Here is an 18,118-nt window from a genome sequence, read left to right as displayed (position 1 = left end):
CTCACACCTCCTTCGGGTTCGCCAGGTAACCGGTGGTATCGCCACACGGCCGGGCATTGGCGTTAGGTTTGATAACGATACTCGGCCGGGTAAAGTGCGCCGACGNCAGCGGCGCTACCGCGGCCAGCTGGCCGTGCTTAGCGCGCAGTTCGGCAATCGGCCCGAAATCCAACGCCCGCAGCGGGCAGGACTCGACGCAGATCGGCTTTTTCCCCTCGGCGACGCGCTCGTGACAGCCATCGCANTTGGTCATATGGCCTTTGTCGGCGTTATACTGCGGGGCGCCGTACGGGCAGGCCATATGGCAGTAGCGGCAGCCAATGCATACCTCTTCGTTGACCACCACAAAACCGTCTTCGCGCTTATGCATCGCGCCGCTCGGACAGACCTTGGTGCAGGCCGGATCTTCNCAGTGGTTACAGGCGATGGAGAGGTAATAGGCAAACACGTTCTGCTGCCAGACGCCGTTGTCCTCCTGCCAGTCGCCGCCGGCATATTCATAGATGCGGCGAAAGCTGACCTCCGGGGTCAGGTTCTTGTAGTCCTTACAGGCCAGTTCGCAGGTTTTGCAACCGGTGCAACGGGCGGAATCAATAAAAAATCCATACTGAGTTGTCATCGGTTACTCCTTACAGCTTCTCAACCTGAACGAGGTTGGTATGCGACGGGTTTCCCTTCGCCAGCGGCGACGGACGCTGGGTGGTCAGCACGTTGATGCTGCCCGCCTGATCCACACGCGAGGCGTCCGGGTTGTACCAGGCCCCTTCCCCCAGCGCGACGACGCCCGGCATCATGCGCGGCGTCACCTTCGCTTCGATATGCACTTCACCCCGATCGTTGAAGATGCGAATACGATCGCCGTTGGCAATGCCGCGCTTGCGGGCATCGATCGGGTTAATCCACATCTCCTGCCGACAGGCGGCCTTCAGCACATCGACGTTGCCGTAGGTCGAGTGGACGCGAGATTTATAGTGGAAGCCGGTGAGCTGTAGCGGGTATTTCGCTGTCAGCGGATCGTTGTAGTTTTCGAAACCCGGGGTGTAGATCGGCAGCGGATCGATAACATCCCCTTCCGGCAGCTCCCAGGTGGCCGCGATTTTCGCCAGATCCTGCGAGTAAATTTCGATCTTGCCCGAAGGCGTGGTCAGCGGATTAGCCTGCGGATCCTCACGGAAGGCTTTGTAGGCCACATGATGACCTTGCGGATCGCGCTGCTTATAGATGCCCTGCTGACGGAAGGTGTCGAAATCCGGCAGGTCGGGAATCGCTTTGCGCGACTGCTCATACAGATAGCGCATCCAGCCTTCCTGGGTACGGCCCTCGGTAAACTGCTCTTCGACGCCCAGACGCTTTGCCAGTTCGCTGGTCATCTCATAGATGGTTTTGCATTCAAAGCGCGGCTTGATGGCCTGATCGGCAAAGATAACGTAGGACATGTTGCCGCAGGAGGNATCCAGCGCGAAATCCATCTGCTCGGAGGCGGTACAGTCCGGCAGCAGAATATCAGCGTATTTCGCCGAGGAGGTCATATGGCAGTCAATGACCACAATCATCTCGCATTTCTTGTCGTCCTGCAGGATTTCGTGGGTCCGGTTGATCTCAGAATGCTGGTTAATCAGACAGTTGCCCGCATAGTTCCAGATCATTTTGATCGGCACGTCGAGCTTATCTTTACCGCGTACGCCGTCGCGCAGAGCGGTCATTTCCGGGCCGCGCTCAATCGCATCGGTCCACATAAACATCGAGATACTGGTCTCAACCGGATTCTCCAGCGTCGGCATACGCTCAAAAGGCAGACTATACGAGCCCTCGCGCGCCCCGCTATTGCCGCCGTTGATCCCGACGTTACCCGTCAGAATGGCGAGCATTGAGATGGCGCGGGTGGCGATCTCACCGTTGGCGTGACGCTGCGGACCCCAGCCCTGGCTAATATAGGCCGGTTTGGCGGTGGCAATTTCGCGCGCCAGTTTAACAATGCGTTCGCGCGGAATACCGGTAATCGTCGAGGCCCACTCCGGCGTTTTGGCGATACCGTCAGTGCCCTGGCCAAGAATGTAAGCTTTGTAATGACCATTGGCTGGCGCACCGGCGGGCAGCGTTTTCTCGTCGTATCCTACGCAGTATTTATCGAGGAACGGCTGATCGACCAGATTCTCGGTGATCATCACCCACGCGAGGCCCGAAACCAGTGCCGCATCGGTCCCAGGACGAATCGGGATCCATTCATCTTCACGCCCGGCGCCGGTGTCGGTATAGCGCGGATCGATGATTATCATCCGGGCATTGGATTTCTGCCGCGCCTGTTCAAGGTAGTACGTCACCCCGCCGCCGCTCATCCGCGTTTCGCCGGGGTTATTGCCGAACAGCACCACCAGCTGACTGTTTTCAATATCCGATGGGCTGTTGCCGTCCGCCCAGCCGCCGTAGGTGTAATTCAGACCGGCAGCAATCTGCGCTGATGAATAGTCGCCATAATGGTTGAGATAGCCACCGCAGCAGTTCATCAGACGGGCAATCAGCGTTTTCCCCGGCGGCCAGGAGCGGGTCAGCGTCCCGCCGAGCGTGCCGGTGCCGTAGTTCAGATAGATGGATTCATTGCCGTACTCTTTAATCAGCCGCTGCATATTGCTGGCGATGGTATCCAACGCCTCTTCCCAGCTGATTTGCTCGAACTTGCCCTCACCGCGTTTACCAACGCGCTTCATCGGGTACTTCAGACGGTCCGGATTATAGACCCGGCGGCGCATTGAACGCCCACGCAGGCAGGCGCGGACCTGGTGCAAACCGTCATAGTTATCGTCACCGGTATTATCGGTTTCGACGTATTTAATCGCGCCATCCACCACGTGCATGCGCAGCGGGCAACGGCTACCGCAGTTGACGGTGCAGGCGCTCCAGACCACCTTCTCACTGGCGGGCGCCGGCGTATCGGCAGCATGCGACAGTCGGGTAAAGGGTAACGTTAGTGCGTTGCTGGCCAGCGCCAGGCCGCCTATTGCCGTGGTTTTCATCAGACCACGGCGGCTTACCTCAGCAGCCAGTAAAGCATCAGGGGCTTTAATTTTCATGGATACTCGCTTTGGTTGCTCACAATAAACTGACAAGCGTTATATAGACATATATATAATGCTTTGCGATATTATTGGTTTTTTATGCTGGTTTAACCCAAAGGGAGTATCACTGCATTCGCGGCAAGGATTATTGCCCGGTATCAATAAGGGCGTAAAAAAAGCGCCCGCAGGCGCTTTTAAAAGAAGGAGTGAGAAGTTTAGCCGATATATTCGAGGCCGCGCATATACGGGCGCATCACTTCCGGGATCTCGATACGGCCATCAGCCTGCTGATAGTTTTCCATCAGCGCCACCAGCGTACGACCTACTGCCAGGCCAGAACCATTCAGGGTATGAACGAGACGGGTCTTCTTATCGGACTTGCTGCGGCAGCGAGCCTGCATACGACGCGCCTGGAAATCCCAGACGTTGGAGCAGGAGGAGATCTCACGATAAGTGTTTTGCGCCGGAACCCATACTTCGAGGTCATAGGTTTTGCAGGCGCTGAAGCCCATATCGCCGGTGCACAACGCGACCTTACGGTACGGCAGGCCCAGCAGCTGCAGCACTTTCTCGGCGTGACCGGTCATCTCTTCCAGCGCGGCCATAGAGTCTTCCGGGCGGACGATCTGCACCATTTCAACTTTATCGAACTGGTGCATACGGATCAGACCGCGGGTGTCGCGGCCATAGGAACCGGCTTCAGAGCGGAAGCACGGCGTATGGGCGGTCATTTTGATCGGCAGATCGTCTTCGTCGATGATTTCATCGCGCACCAGGTTGGTCAGCGGCACTTCCGCCGTCGGGATCAGCGCGTAGTTGCTGCTGTCAGCCTCTTCTTCCAGCGGACGGGTATGGAACAGGTCGCCGGCGAATTTCGGCAGCTGGCCAGTGCCATACAGGGTGTCCTGGTTCACCAGGTACGGGACATAGTTTTCGCTGTAGCCATGCTGTTCGGTGTGCAGATCCAGCATGAACTGCGCCAGGGCGCGGTGCAGACGGGCCAGCTGCCCTTTCATCACCACGAAGCGCGAGCCGGTGAGCTTAACGGCGGCGGCAAAATCCAGCCCCCCGTGCATTTCACCCAGCGTCACATGATCGCGCACCTCAAAATCGAACTGACGCGGCGTACCCCAGCGGCTAACTTCAACGTTGTCGTTTTCGTCGCGACCAACCGGCACATCATCATGAGGAATATTCGGGATCGCCAGCGCGATATCGCGAATTTCCGCCAGCAGCGTTTCCAGCTCGGATTTTGCAGCATCCAGTTGTTCGCCAAGCTTGTTAACTTCCAGGCGTAATGGCTCGATGTCTTCCCCGCGCGCTTTCGCCTGGCCAATGGATTTCGATCGGGAGTTACGCTCCGCCTGCAGGTTTTCCGTTTGCACCTGCAGAACTTTACGACGCTCTTCAAGCGCGCGAAGTTTATCTACATCCAGCTTAAAGCCCCGGCGTGCCAGTTTTTCTGCGACTGCGTCTGGCTCGGTACGCAGCAGATTGGGATCGAGCATGCTTATCCTGTGCTTATCGAATTAAAAAAGAAAAGTGGCCGCAGACTACGACCACGGAAATAGTGTAATAACCTTACCGCAACGCCTCAATTAGCGGTAGCGTTTTATCGGGCTATTTTGATCCTGTTCAGCGAGCCAGGCGAGCTTTTCGCCAATTTTGCCCTCAAGCCCCCGGTTTGTCGGGTGATAATAGCGCGTTTGCGCCATTTCCTGCGGGAAGTACTGCTCGCCGGCGGCGTAGGCGTTGGGTTCGTCATGAGCGTAACGATACTCCTGGCCGTAGCCCATCTCTTTCATCAGCTTCGTCGGCGCATTGCGCAGATGCACCGGAACGTCGTAGTCAGGACGATCCCGCGCGTCGGCCAGCGCCGCTTTGAAGGCGGTGTACACCGCGTTGCTCTTCGGCGCGCAGGCCAGATAGACAATGGCCTGGGCAATCGCCCGTTCGCCTTCCGCCGGCCCGACGCGGGTAAAGCAGTCCCACGCCGAAATGGCGACCTGCATCGCCCGCGGGTCGGCGTTGCCGACATCTTCCGAGGCAATCGCCAGACAGCGGCGAGCAACGTACAGCGGATCGCCGCCGGCGGTGATGATCCGCGCGTACCAGTAAAGTGCCGCATCCGGCGCGCTACCGCGCACCGACTTATGCAGGGCGGAAATCAAATCGTAGAACCGGTCGCCTTTATTATCAAAGCGCGCGCTGCGCTCGCCAGCGATCTCGGTCAGCAGTTCCGCCTTCAGCACCCGCTTGCCCGAGTCATCGCTTTCGGCCATATCGGCCATCATTTCCAGGGTATTCAGCGCTCGCCGCGCGTCGCCGTTCACTAGCTCGGCAATGGCCCTGCGGGTCTCATCCGGCAAAACGATATCCTGGCCGCCGTAGCCGCGGGTTTTATCGTTCATCGCCTGGTCAAGCACCCGCTCGATATCGTCGGTGGTGAGCGATTTCAGTAAGTAGACGCGGGCGCGGGAGAGCAGCGCCGAGTTAAGCTCAAAGGAGGGGTTTTCGGTGGTCGCGCCAATAAAAGTGATGGTGCCGTCTTCAATATGCGGCAGAAAGGCATCCTGCTGGCTTTTATTAAAGCGATGCACTTCGTCAACAAACAGGATGGTCCGCCGGCCGGCGTTGCGATTTTGCCGCGCGCGCTCAATAGCCTCGCGAATCTCTTTCACCCCGGAGGTTACCGCTGAGATCCGTTCGACATCGGCGCTGGCGTAGCGGGCAATCACTTCCGCCAGAGTGGTCTTGCCGGTACCCGGCGGCCCCCAGAGGATCATCGAATGCAGGTGCCCGGCCTCAATGGCCCGCGGCAGGGGTTTACCCGGCGCCAGCAGGTGCTGCTGGCCAATATACTGCGCTAAATTTTCTGGCCGCATGCGAGCGGCCAGAGGTTGAAACGCGTTGTCGGAAAAATCGAGCGACAGATTGCTCACTTTCGCCTCTACTTACGTTGATCGTCCACCGTCACCCCTTTCGGCGGCGTAAAGGTGAACTTAGCTGCGTCGACGGCGCCGTTCTGCTGCGATTTCAGCTGATAGCTGCTGCGCTGATCATCCTGCTCGACGGCGCTGAACTGATGGATAGTGCCGTCCCGACCGACGTTGATCGTGAACTGCTTGAGGTTGCCGCTGCCGCTTTTTGGCGTCAGCACAAAATCATCGCCATTTTGCTTGATATTATATTGCTGCCAGTCGCTGGACTGGTTGCGGGCAATCAGCATAAACGGCGTGTTGCTGGTGGCGTCTTTCAGCCAGGTCGCCGTGGCCTGCTCGACGAACGGATTATAGAACCACAGCGTTTTACCATCCGAAACGAGGACGCTCTCATCCGGCTGGGTCATATGCCAGTTAAACAGGTTCGGGCGTTTCACCCACAGGTCTCCCTGCCCGTCCTGCACGGCGTTACCGCTGCCGTCGGTAACTTTTTGCGTGAAGCTGGCATGGAAGCTGCTCACTTTATCAAGACGGCTTTTTAAGTCGCTGGCCGCATCTGCCCAGACCTGGCTGACGACCATACCAGACAGTAATGCACAGGTGATTGCGAGTTTTTTCATTGTTCTTCCTTAATGTGCGTCACTCCCGACGCGGGAGCCTCTTCTGCCCCTACTGTAGGACCGCCGGCGGCGGTGGGACAGAAGAATTGGCTGATTTTGCGCTTATTTACCCAACTTTGCACTCATTCAAAGGGCGGCGGCGCCAGCACTTCGCGGTTACCGTTATGGCCCTGCTCGCTGACGATACCCTGCGCTTCCATCTGTTCGATAATACGCGCGGCACGGTTATAGCCGATGCGGAACTGACGCTGAACCCCGGAAATCGACGCTTTGCGCTTCTCGGTCACAAAGTTGACTGCCTGATCGAACAACGGATCCAGCTCTTCCCCGCCGTCGAAGCCGCCACCGCCGCCTTCGCTTTCGCTGTCGGAGGTAATGCCATCCACATATTGCGGGCGACCGCGGGCTTTCCAGTCCTGAACCACGGCGTGGACTTCCTGGTCGCGCACAAACGCCCCGTGGACACGCACCGGCGTGGTAGAGTTCGGCCCGGAGTAAAGCATATCCCCCATACCCAGCAGCGATTCCGCGCCGCCCTGATCGAGAATGGTACGTGAGTCAATTTTACTCGACACGGTAAAGGCGATGCGCGTCGGGATGTTGGCCTTTATCAGGCCGGTAATAACATCTACCGACGGACGCTGTGTCGCCAGCACCAGGTGGATCCCCGCCGCGCGCGCTTTCTGCGCCAGGCGAGCGATCAGCTCTTCCACCTTTTTGCCGACGGTCATCATCAGATCGGCGAATTCATCCACCAGCACCACGATGTACGGCAGTTTTTCCAGCACCGGATGTACGGCGTCCATGCTGTCGCCAGGCTTCCAGTACGGATCCGGGATCGGACGTCCCATGCGCGCGGCTTCGGCGATCTTCTCGTTGTAGCCCGCGAGGTTACGCACGCCCAGCGCCGACATCAGCTTGTAGCGGCGCTCCATCTCATTGACGCTCCAGCGCAGCGCATTGGCGGCGTCTTTCATGTCGGTGACCACTTCCGTCAGCAGGTGCGGAATTCCTTCGTAGACCGACAGCTCGAGCATTTTCGGGTCGATCATAATGAAACGCACATCTTCCGGCTGCGCCTTGTAGAGCATGCTGAGGATCATGGCGTTGACGCCAACAGACTTACCGGAACCGGTGGTACCGGCCACCAGCAGATGCGGCATTTTCGCCAGATCGGCTACTACCGGATCGCCAGCGATGTCTTTGCCCAGCACCACGGTGAGCGGAGATGGGTTATCACGGAACTTGGCGTTGTCGAGCACTTCACGCAGGTAGACGGTCTGGCGTTTTTTATTCGGCAGCTCAAGCCCGACATACGGTTTGCCCGGGATCACCTCCACCACGCGCACGGCGACCGTTGACAGCGATCGCGCCAGGTCCCGTGACAGGTTAGAGATCCGTGCGGCCTTAACGCCAGGCGCCAGATTCAGTTCGAAGCGGGTGATCACCGGCCCCGGTGAGTAGTTCACCACATCCGCTTTAATGCGGAAATCGGCGAGTCGCGCTTCCACCAGGCGTGCCATCTGCTCGAGAGCAAAGGTATCCACCGGCTCGACTTCACTCGGCGGCGGGGTAAGCAGATCCAGCGACGGCAGTGGCGTGGTCGGCTTTTGCAGCGGTCGACTATCGCCATTGCGCATCAGCAGCGGGTGGATCAGGCTCTCCTGCGGCGCAGGGGCGGCAGGCTGATGCCCCTGAGGGGCAACCGGTTGTTGCGGCTGCACGGGCTGCGACGCAGTCGGATAGGACTGCGGCTGCGGCGGCACAGGCTGATGGTGTATCGGCTGATGCTGCGCAGCTTGATAACCCTGCTGCGGAGCGGCCGCCGGTTGTTGATAGCGCTGGGCCGGCTGCTGCGGCTGGACTTCCGGCGTCGGCGTAAACAGCGGTTCGCTCGGGCCGTCATTGACCAACGTTTTCATCGGCGAGAATTCATAATCTGCCGGCGAGAACGGGTTGGCGCCCGGCGGCTGCTCGGTAGCGTACCGCTGCTGCTGGGTAGCGGCAAACTGACGCGCCAGCTCCGCTTCCGCCGCGGCGTCGGCCTCATCGTCATCAGTCGCGTTATCGTCTTCCCAGCGATGACCGTAGCGCTGCTGCTGGGTGGCGGCGAACTGGCGAGCCAGTTCATCCTGCTCCATAGCATCCGCTTCCTCATCCGAGAGCAGCTCATCATCATAATGCGGATCGCGCTCCGCCTGCCGCGCGCGCTGTTCCGCCTCCCGCTGCGACGGTAGCTTGATGCCGTAGGAGGCCAGTTCCCGACGCGTAGGAACACGCACGCGATTGGGCCGCGGTAGTTTTGGACCGATGCCCTCTTTCACCTGAACCCGTGGGCCGCTGGACGCCGGGCTGAACAATGGCGTAGCCGCAGCGGATGCGGCAGTGGACGAGGTTGCTGCCGCCGCGCCGCCGCTGGCGGCGGTAGCCTGATGCACCCCAGCCGCTACCGCAGAGACTACGGTTGTCTCCACTGGCGGTTTGGACGCAGTGGTCGGCGGCGTCAGCGGTTTAGTGGCAATCGGACTTTCCGGCTCAGGAATTGGCTGATACCACGAGGCCAACAGCTCGCGTTCGCGCGCCCGCTTCTCTTCCACTTCCTCGAAATAATAGAGCGGCGGACGTTTCACTTCCTCCTGCACAACCTCGGGCTCTGGCTCCGGTGGGGGAACTGGCGCGCTTTGCGGCTGATACGCCGCTGGCTCCGGCTGATACGGCTGCGGCGCGGGCTGGCCGGCATGCGGGTCGTAAGCCGGCTGCTGGTAGGTCTGCGGCGCGGGCTGACCGGCATTCGGATCGTAAGCCGGCTGCTGATAGGTCTGAGGCGCAGGCTGACCGGCATAGGGATCGTAAGTTGGCTGCTGATACGGCGCTGGCTCAGGCTGATAGGCCTGCGGCGCAGGTTGACCGGCATACGGATCGTAAGCCGGCTGCTGATACGGCGCTGGCTCAGGCTGATAGGCCTGCGGNGCAGGTTGACCGGCATNCGGATCGTAAGCCGGCTGCTGATACGGCGCTGGCTCAGGCTGATAGGCCTGCGGCGCAGGTTGACCGGCATNCGGATCGTAAGCCGGCTGCTGATACGGCGCTGGCTCAGGCTGATAGGCCTGCGGCGCAGGTTGACCGGCACGCGGATCGTAAACCGGCTGTTGATACGGCGCTGGCTCAGGCTGATACGCCTGCGGTGCGGTTTGCCCCGCTGGCGGCTGATAAGCAGCCTGCTGGAACGGAGCGGGTTCAGGCTGATACGCCTGCTGCGGCGGATAGCTGGCTTCCGGCTGATAAGCTGGCGCAGCGCCGTGATGGCCCACCGGTGATTCTGCCCACGCCTGCGGCGCGGCAGTAGCCGCCGCCGCTGCGCTTACCGGCTCAGCGATACTGTGGCCATTCAACAACGGATCGTAAGGGTCGAAATCGCCCGGGCGCACGGCGCTGGCGCCGGAGAACAGCACATCATCCTCTGCGGGACGCGCGGCGCTGGCGCCGGAAAACAGTACATCGTCGGCGGCAACAGGCGCCCCGCTGGCGCTGTATTGCACCACCTCTTCGCCGTCATCCATCCGTTTGCCGGAGAAAAGCGCAGCGTCGGTTTTACGCCCCATAGGGTTGGTAAACTTCTCGGCCAGACGCTTACGCCGCGCCAGCGCGCTGCGTAAGATACGGGCGCGACGCGATTCCTGCGGCCTGGCCGCCTCTTCGTCGTCGTACTCTTCCTCGTCGTCTTCGTATTCGCCTTCATCGACCCAGGTATCATCCCGACGGGTACGGTTGCTGGCAAAGGTGAGAACGGACAGGATGCCGCCGCCCAGCTTTTCCGCAATGCTGACCCACGACCAGCCGGTGAACAGCGTCAGCCCGGCCGCCCAGATACACAACAGGGCGATGGTGCCGCCGCTGCTGTGCAGTAGGGGTTGCAGCGTGGTGCTCAGCAGGCTGCCGATCACCCCGCCGGAGGCGAAGTACCAGATATCATCGGCGTTAATCGCCGCCAGACCACAGGAGGTCAGGATCAGGGCTAACGCACCGATGAGGCGAAGGGAAACGGCAAAATAATCAATGTATTCGTCGTTTTCCTGATGCCGCCAGGCAAACCAGCATCCGCCGATGATGATCACCGGGATGGTGTAGGCCATGACGCCAAAAATGAAAAAGAGGGTATCGGCAAGCCACGCGCCGGGGGCGCCGCCTAAATTATGAATAGGCTCATGCCATGCCGTTTGCGACCAGCTGGGGTCCGAGGGGTTAAAGCTCAGTAGTGCCGCCATCAGCCAGATGGCGAAGAGGGAGCAAAGGATGAGCATCGCCTCAAGGAGTCGGCGCCCGCTGCTGAGTTTGGTTAGTTTGACTTCTTTGTCTTCGGTGTATTCCTGGCTCAAGAAAGGCTCTCCAGGTATCAGGCTGTTTCCTGCCTGCTGCTAAAACGGACAACAGCGCCGGGTCTCCCCGGCACTGTTGCTGTATGGATTAACAGGAGTGTAATCAAACTACGTCGAGTTTGCACCTGTTCCGTGTTAGCGCGTCTTAATAACCAGACGATTACTTTGCTTGACTTCTTCCATTACCACGTAGGTACGGGTGTCGTTAACGCCCGGCAGGCGCAGCAAGGTCTCGCCCAGTAATTTACGATACGCTGACATATCCGGTACACGGGTTTTCAACAGATAGTCGAAATCACCGGAAACCAGATGACACTCTTGAATTTCTTCAAGTTTTTGCACTGCGGCGTTAAATTGCTCAAACACATCCGGTGCGCCACGATTCAGAGTAATCTCAACAAATACCAGAAGTGATGCATCCAGATAATGCGGGTTGAGCAGCGCCGTATAGCCCTGAATAAAACCCTGTCTTTCAAGACGACGCACACGCTCAAGGCAAGGCGTCGGAGAAAGTCCCACCCGTTTAGAAAGCTCGACGTTAGAAATTCGCCCATCTTTCTGCAATTCATTCAGGATGTTACGATCAATGCGGTCGAGATCTTTGCCAGGGCGCTTCTTGCTATCTACCATTATTATTGTCTCTCTGTATTCCTTCCCTACTCCTGTTCCGGCTCTGAGCCTTCACTGCCAGAGCCCATCCTGTTATCACCCGTACGACATTGGGTAACCCAGGGGTACGTGAGAAGCCCGTTGCCTGACGGCAGTCACCGACATCACGCATGGCGTCTGTCCACACCATGCGTAGATTTCGTTAACCCGGATAAAAATGGCATTTGCGTGCATGAAAATTCGCCGCACGCTAAATACTGCTTTTCTTCTTCCTTGAATGTTTTCGCAAAAGCACAGGTGATTGTCAAAGCAAAACATCGATTTTTAGTACAAGATGCCAGATATTCATCATCCGCCCTGGTTGATTCTCATTTTTTCGTCTTATAATTGTCCCGCCGACAGTAGAAATAGTTATATTCCTTGCCGGGAAAATCACCAATTCATTGGCAGCTTCTATTGCACACATCGTTAACAAAATCGCTGTGCTCTTTTTTTACGACAACAAATTCCCTACAATCCCAGCACAATGTATGCCAATTATTATGGGGATCTCATGGGCACAGCCAAACACAGTAAACTGCTTATCCTTGGTTCTGGACCTGCGGGATACACCGCGGCGGTCTATGCCGCACGCGCCAACCTGCAGCCGGTGCTGATCACCGGGATGGAAAAAGGCGGTCAGCTGACCACCACGACGGAAGTGGAAAACTGGCCAGGCGATCCGAACGATCTCACCGGTCCGCTGCTGATGGAGCGCATGCACGAGCATGCCGCAAAATTTGAAACCGAGATCATTTTCGACCATATCAGCCGCGTCGATTTGCAAAACCGCCCGTTCCGTCTGACAGGCGACAGCGGCGAGTACACCTGTGACGCGCTGATCATCGCCACCGGCGCTTCCGCCCGTTACCTGGGCCTGCCTTCCGAAGAAGCCTTCAAAGGCCGCGGCGTTTCCGCGTGCGCTACCTGCGACGGATTCTTCTATCGCAACCAGAAAGTGGCGGTGATCGGCGGCGGCAACACCGCAGTGGAAGAGGCTCTGTATCTGTCGAATATCGCCTCTGAGGTACACCTGATCCACCGTCGCGATTCCTTCCGTGCGGAAAAAATCCTCATCAAACGCCTGATGGATAAAGTGGCAAGCGGCAACATCGTGCTGCATACCGATCGTACCCTCGAAGAGGTGACCGGCGACCAGATGGGCGTCAGCGGCCTGCGCCTGCGCGATACCAAAAACAGCGACAATGTCGAGTCCCTGGAAGTGGCTGGTTTATTTGTCGCCATCGGCCACAGCCCGAACACCGCCATCTTTGAGGGCCAGCTGGAGCTGGAGAACGGCTACATCAAAGTGCAGTCCGGTATCCACGGCAATGCGACCCAGACCAGCATCCCGGGCGTGTTCGCCGCCGGCGATGTCATGGACCATATCTATCGTCAGGCCATCACTTCTGCGGGCACCGGCTGCATGGCGGCGCTGGATGCGGAGCGTTACCTCGACGGTTTGGCTGACGCTTGCAAATAATCTTTACAAGTCAGTAACAAAGGTAAAGAAGGCGACGAAAAGTCGCCTTTATTTTTGCTGCGATGTAACATTGCCGTGCCCAATACTCCGATAACGACACCTGCAAAGCGCGCAATGAATAAAACCCGTCAACAAGAGTTAACCCGCTGGTTAAAACAGCAAAGCATTATCTCCCGTCGCTGGTTGATGATTTCCCGCCTGCTTGGCGTGGCGAGCGGTCTGCTGATCGTGGCGCAGGCCTGGTTCCTGGCGCGGATCCTGCACCGGATGGTGATGGAGAATATTCCAGCGACCGCCCTGCTGCTGCCGCTCACGCTGCTGGTGCTGATCTTTGTACTACGCGCCTGGGTGGTCTGGCTGCGTGAGCGGGTCGGCTTTCAGGCCGGGCAGCATATTCGCTATGAAATTCGCCGCCAGGTTCTTGACCGCCTCCAGCAGGCAGGCCCGGCGTGGATCCAGGGCAAACCGGCCGGCAGCTGGGCAACGCTTATTCTTGAGCAAATCGACGACATGCACGACTATTATGCCCGCTACCTGCCCCAGATGACGCTGGCGGCCTGCGTACCGCTGCTGATCGTTATTACTATTTTTCCGATTAACTGGGCCGCCGCGCTGATCCTTCTCGGCACCGCCCCGCTGATCCCGCTTTTCATGGCGCTGGTCGGGATGGGCGCCGCCGACGCCAACCGGCGTAACTTCCAGGCGCTGGCCCGCCTCAGCGGCCACTTCCTCGACCGCCTGCGCGGCATGGAAACCCTGCGTATTTTTCATCGCGGTCAGGCAGAAACCGATAATATTCGCGACGCCTCGCAGGATTTTCGCCAACGCACCATGGAAGTCCTGCGTCTGGCCTTCCTCTCCTCCGGGGTTCTGGAGTTTTTCACCTCCCTCTCCATTGCGCTGGTAGCGGTGTATTTTGGCTTTTCTTACCTTGGCGAGCTGAACTTCGGCCACTATGGCGCGGGCGTCACGCTGATGGCCGGATTCCTGACGCTGATCCTCGCCCCGGAATTTTTCCAGCCGTTACGTGACCTGGGTACCTTCTACCATGCCAAAGCTCAGGCCGTGGGCGCCGCAGACAGCCTGAAAACGTTTATGGAAACGCCGCTGACCCAGGTAGAGCGTGGCGAGAAAACGTTAAATGACAACGATCTGATTAGCGTGGAAGCGCGCGACCTGGTGATCAAATCTCCGGAAGGTAAAGTTCTGGCGGGGCCGCTTAATTTTGCGCTGCCCGCCGGCGCTCGCGTGGTGCTGGTCGGCCAGAGCGGATCCGGGAAAAGCTCTTTGCTGAATACACTGCTCGGCTTTCTGCCCTATGAGGGGTCGCTGATGGTCAACGGCGTAGAGCTGCGCGAGCTGGACGCTGAGCGCTGGCGCCGCCTGCTGAGCTGGGTAGGACAGAATCCGCAGTTACCTGCCGCCACGCTGCGGGAAAACGTGCTGCTGGCGTGGCCCGAAGCTAGCGAAGCACAGCTTAGGCTGGCGCTGGACAAGGCCTGGGTCAGCGAGTTTATCGCCCTGCTGCCGCAGGGGATCCATACCGCCGTAGGCGATCAGGCGGGGCGTCTGTCGGTAGGCCAGGCGCAGCGTATCGCGGTCGCCCGCGCGCTGTTGGTGCCGTGCCGCCTGCTGCTGCTGGATGAACCTGCCGCCAGCCTTGACGCCCATAGCGAACAGCGAGTCATGCAGGCCCTGATCCACGCTTCCAGTGAGCAAACCACGCTGCTGGTCACCCATCAGCTTGAGGGGCTGGCCGACTGGGACGACGTCTGGGTGATGCAGGACGGACAGATTATCGAACAAGGCGACTACGCCACGCTGGCCCGTGCTGGTGGGGTCTTCTCGGCGCTGCTGGCCCATCGTCAGGAGGAGATTTAAATGCGCGCACTTTTACCCTATCTGGCGCTCTATAAGCGCCATAAATGGATGCTGCTGCTTGGCGTCGTGCTGGCCATTGTGACCCTGCTGGCCAGCATCGGCCTGCTGACGCTCTCCGGCTGGTTCCTCTCCGCTTCAGCGGTGGTGGGCGTCGCCGGGATCTACAGTTTTAACTATATGCTGCCTGCCGCGGGCGTTCGCGGCGCGGCAATTATCCGTACCGCCGGGCGCTACTTTGAGCGCCTGGTCAGCCACGACGCTACCTTTCGCGTGCTGCAGCACCTGCGCGTTTTCACCTTCAGCAAACTGCTCCCCCTCTCTCCGGCGGGGCTGGCGCGCTTTCGCCAGGGTGAGCTGCTCAACCGGGTGGTGGCCGACGTTGACACCCTGGATCATCTCTACCTGCGGGTCATTTCGCCGCTGGTCGGCGCGCTGGTGGTGATTGTGGTCGTCACCTGCGGATTAAGTCTGCTCGACGTCCCCCTCGCGCTGACGCTCGGCGGTATCATGCTGGCGACTCTGCTGGTTATGCCGCCGCTGTTCTATCGCGCAGGTAAGCCAGCCGGCGAAAGTATGACGCAGCTGCGCGGCCAGTATCGCCAACAGCTCACCGCCTGGCTGCAGGGTCAGGCGGAGCTGATGGTATTTAACGCCAGCGACCGCTACCGCGCACAAATGGAAAAGACCGAGCTGAGCTGGCAGGATGCACAGCGGCGCCAGGCCGAGCTGACCGCGGTTTCGCAGGCGGTAATGCTGTTAATCGGTGGCATCGCCGTGGTGGCCATGCTCTGGCTGGCCTCAGACGGCGTCGGCGGCAATAGTCAGCCCGGGGCGCTGATCGCGCTATTCGTATTCTGCGCGCTGGCGGCTTTTGAAGCCCTGGCGCCAGTCACTGGCGCTTTCCAGCATTTAGGCCAGGTGATGGCCTCCGCGCGGCGGATCTCGCAGATTACCGACCAGCAGCCGGAGGTCACCTTTGTCGAAGATGAAGCCAGTCCGCCAGCGCAGGTGGCCCTAACGCTTCAGGAGGTCACCTTCCGCTATCCTCAGCAGCCCTCCCCTGCCCTGGAGAATATTTCCCTGCAGATTGCCGCCGGAGAGCACATCGCCATTCTTGGCCGGACCGGCTGCGGAAAATCGACGCTGTTGCAGTTGCTTACCCGCGCCTGGGACCCGTCACAGGGAGAGATTCTGCTCAACAATCAGCCGCTCTCCGGCCTCAGCGAAGCCACTCTGCGGCAGGCAATGAGCGTAGTGCCGCAGCGCGTGCACCTGTTCAGCGCCACCCTGCGCGACAACCTGCTGCTGGCGGCGCCTGAAGCGGATGACGCTCATCTCAGCGCTACCCTTGAGAAGGTGGGCCTCGAAAAACTGCTGCAAGATGGTGGTCTTAACGGCTGGCTGGGCGAAGGCGGGCGTCAGCTCTCCGGCGGCGAACTGCGCCGACTGGCCATTGCCCGCGCGCTGCTCCACGATGCGCCGCTGATGCTGCTCGATGAACCGACAGAAGGTCTGGATGCGGCCACCGAAAGCCAGATCCTGCATCTGCTGGCAGATGTCATGCGCGACAAAACCGTGCTGATGGTGACCCATCGCCTGCGGGGCCTGGCGGGTTTTAATCAGATAATAGTCATGGACAACGGCCAGATAATTGAGCAAGGTAGTCACGCGGAGCTGCTCGCTAAACAGGGCCGGTACTTCCAGTTTAAACAGCGTCTGTAGGCTATTCTATTATCTAATTTTTGCTGATGCGTATTGAGGTTAAAATGCGTCTGGTTCAGCTCTCCCGGCACTCTATCGCCTTCCCCTCTCCGGAAGGCGCCTTGCGAGAACCTAATGGCCTGCTGGCGCTCGGCGGCGATCTGAGCCCCGCGCGGCTGCTGATGGCCTATCAGCGTGGTATTTTTCCCTGGTTTTCCCCTGGCGACCCGATCCTCTGGTGGTCGCCCGACCCCCGGGCGGTACTTTGGCCAGAGCACTTCCATCTTAGCCGCAGCATGAAGCGCTTTCATCAGCGTTCGCCCTACCGGGTCACGCTCAACCACGCCTTTGGCGAAGTGATTGAGGGCTGCGCCAGCGATCGTGACGAAGGCACCTGGATAACCAGCAGTATCGTTCGCGCCTATCACCAGCTGCATGAGCTGGGTCATGCCCACTCCATTGAAGTCTGGCAGGAGAATACCCTGGTGGGAGGAATGTACGGCGTAGCGCAGGGAGCGCTGTTTTGCGGCGAATCGATGTTTAGCCGGGCAGAAAATGCCTCCAAAACCGCGCTGCTGGTATTTTGCCAGGACTTTGCGCACAGCGGCGGTAAATTAATTGACTGCCAGGTACTGAACAACCATACCGCGTCATTAGGCGCAGTGGATATTCCCCGCCGCGATTATCTGGACTATCTGTCGGTATTACGCGGCTACCGACTGCCCGAGCGATTTTGGGTGCCGCGGATGCTATTTCCTGGCGGATAATAAAATGTTTTCAGCACATTTTGCGTCAGGATGGTATAATTGCGCGGTAGAGTAGCTTCTGCCTGTTGCCCCGCCGCCGTTTGGGAATAATAAGAGTCAGATAACGCCCATCGTTCTGTCACTCCCCTTTACGTTTGCGCCTGTCACGCGGCATGGCCGTGTGTGTCCCGGGCAATGCGCCAAAACTACTTCGGCGATTCATACCCGTCATATTTCCGTAGCCGCTGCGCTGACTATGCGCCTTGCGGCAAGGTGAATGATTCAGGGTAGATACGTAAAACTTTACTTACATGATGAACTTCGGCATTATCTTGCCGGTTCAAAACTACGGTAGTGATACCCCAGAGGACTAGATGGCCAAAGAAGACAATATTGAAATGCAGGGCACCGTACTTGAAACGTTGCCTAACACTATGTTCCGCGTAGAACTGGAAAACGGTCACGTGGTAACCGCGCATATCTCCGGTAAAATGCGTAAAAACTACATCCGCATTCTGACGGGCGACAAAGTGACTGTTGAGCTGACCCCGTACGACCTGAGCAAAGGCCGCATTGTCTTCCGTAGTCGCTGATTGTTTTCGCCCCTAAGGCGTCAGATGCTGAAGGCCGGGATAATTCCCGGTCTTTTCATTTCTGCCGTCAGCAAA

General features: G+C 58.8%; 12 protein-coding genes. 5 read left to right on the top strand and 7 right to left on the bottom strand.

Annotated features, from left to right (window positions below):
- Position 1 precedes the first annotated feature (1 nt).
- From VZP09_RS04770 to lrp, 7 genes are all read right to left on the bottom strand, one after another.
- Positions 2-619, bottom strand: a complete 618-nt coding sequence (locus VZP09_RS04770) for a DMSO/selenate family reductase complex B subunit (RefSeq protein ID WP_328794934.1) — start codon at positions 617-619, stop codon at positions 2-4.
- Between the two features lie 10 nt (positions 620-629).
- Positions 630-3,068 (bottom strand): dimethylsulfoxide reductase subunit A, encoded by a 2,439-nt coding sequence (dmsA, locus tag VZP09_RS04765; protein WP_328794933.1) that lies wholly within the window; start codon positions 3,066-3,068, stop codon positions 630-632.
- Positions 3,069-3,268: 200 nt separating this feature from the next.
- On the bottom strand, positions 3,269-4,561 hold the full coding sequence (gene serS / locus VZP09_RS04760) for a serine--tRNA ligase (RefSeq protein ID WP_021313336.1): 1,293 nt from the start codon (positions 4,559-4,561) through the stop codon (positions 3,269-3,271).
- A 90-nt stretch (positions 4,562-4,651) separates the two neighbouring features.
- The gene (gene rarA, locus VZP09_RS04755; protein WP_004179165.1) at positions 4,652-5,995 is read right to left on the bottom strand and encodes a replication-associated recombination protein RarA; all 1,344 of its coding nucleotides are present in this window, start codon (positions 5,993-5,995) and stop codon (positions 4,652-4,654) included.
- Positions 5,996-6,003: 8 nt separating this feature from the next.
- Entirely contained in the window at positions 6,004-6,615 is a 612-nt protein-coding gene (lolA, locus tag VZP09_RS04750) for an outer membrane lipoprotein chaperone LolA (RefSeq protein WP_002898132.1), read from the bottom strand.
- Positions 6,616-6,737: 122 nt separating this feature from the next.
- Complete coding sequence (ftsK, locus tag VZP09_RS04745; RefSeq protein ID WP_328794932.1) at positions 6,738-10,991, bottom strand: DNA translocase FtsK; 4,254 nt, start codon at positions 10,989-10,991, stop codon at positions 6,738-6,740.
- Between the two features lie 135 nt (positions 10,992-11,126).
- Positions 11,127-11,621, bottom strand: a complete 495-nt coding sequence (gene lrp / locus VZP09_RS04740; protein WP_000228469.1) for a leucine-responsive transcriptional regulator Lrp — start codon at positions 11,619-11,621, stop codon at positions 11,127-11,129.
- 532 nt (positions 11,622-12,153) lie between these two features.
- On the opposite strand from lrp, the gene trxB reads away from it, so the two are divergent.
- The 5 genes from trxB to infA all read left to right on the top strand — a co-directional run bounded on the left by trxB (position 12,154) and on the right by infA (position 18,043).
- Entirely contained in the window at positions 12,154-13,122 is a 969-nt protein-coding gene (gene trxB, locus VZP09_RS04735) for a thioredoxin-disulfide reductase (protein WP_002898019.1), read from the top strand.
- Positions 13,123-13,236: 114 nt separating this feature from the next.
- Positions 13,237-15,003 (top strand): heme ABC transporter permease/ATP-binding protein CydD, encoded by a 1,767-nt coding sequence (gene cydD / locus VZP09_RS04730; protein WP_021441488.1) that lies wholly within the window; start codon positions 13,237-13,239, stop codon positions 15,001-15,003.
- Positions 15,004-16,725 (top strand): heme ABC transporter ATP-binding protein/permease CydC, encoded by a 1,722-nt coding sequence (gene cydC / locus VZP09_RS04725; RefSeq protein ID WP_032414725.1) that lies wholly within the window; start codon positions 15,004-15,006, stop codon positions 16,723-16,725.
- A gap of 44 nt (positions 16,726-16,769) precedes the next feature.
- The gene (gene aat, locus VZP09_RS04720; RefSeq protein ID WP_064277379.1) at positions 16,770-17,471 is read left to right on the top strand and encodes a leucyl/phenylalanyl-tRNA--protein transferase; all 702 of its coding nucleotides are present in this window, start codon (positions 16,770-16,772) and stop codon (positions 17,469-17,471) included.
- Between the two features lie 353 nt (positions 17,472-17,824).
- Positions 17,825-18,043, top strand: coding sequence for a translation initiation factor IF-1 (gene infA, locus VZP09_RS04715; protein WP_001040187.1), 219 nt, complete (start codon positions 17,825-17,827; stop codon positions 18,041-18,043).
- Positions 18,044-18,118 lie beyond the last annotated feature (75 nt).

The sequence above is a fragment of the Klebsiella sp. EMBS2024 genome (genome assembly GCF_036233805.1).
Lineage (GTDB): Bacteria > Pseudomonadota > Gammaproteobacteria > Enterobacterales > Enterobacteriaceae > Klebsiella > Klebsiella pneumoniae.
This window is presented reverse-complemented; position numbering and strand designations above follow the sequence as displayed.

Bases quoted from the DNA above. Each gene is read 5' to 3' on its own strand.
- trxB (WP_002898019.1), top strand. From the start codon at position 12,154: ATGGGCACAGCCAAACACAGTAAACTGCTTATCCTTGGTTCTGGACCT.
- serS (WP_021313336.1), bottom strand. From the start codon at position 4,561: ATGCTCGATCCCAATCTGCTGCGTACCGAGCCAGACGCAGTCGCAGAA.
- lrp (WP_000228469.1), bottom strand. From the start codon at position 11,621: ATGGTAGATAGCAAGAAGCGCCCTGGCAAAGATCTCGACCGCATTGAT.
- aat (WP_064277379.1), top strand. From the start codon at position 16,770: ATGCGTCTGGTTCAGCTCTCCCGGCACTCTATCGCCTTCCCCTCTCCG.
- infA (WP_001040187.1), top strand. From the start codon at position 17,825: ATGGCCAAAGAAGACAATATTGAAATGCAGGGCACCGTACTTGAAACG.
- lolA (WP_002898132.1), bottom strand. From the start codon at position 6,615: ATGAAAAAACTCGCAATCACCTGTGCATTACTGTCTGGTATGGTCGTC.
- cydD (WP_021441488.1), top strand. From the start codon at position 13,237: ATGAATAAAACCCGTCAACAAGAGTTAACCCGCTGGTTAAAACAGCAA.
- cydC (WP_032414725.1), top strand. From the start codon at position 15,004: ATGCGCGCACTTTTACCCTATCTGGCGCTCTATAAGCGCCATAAATGG.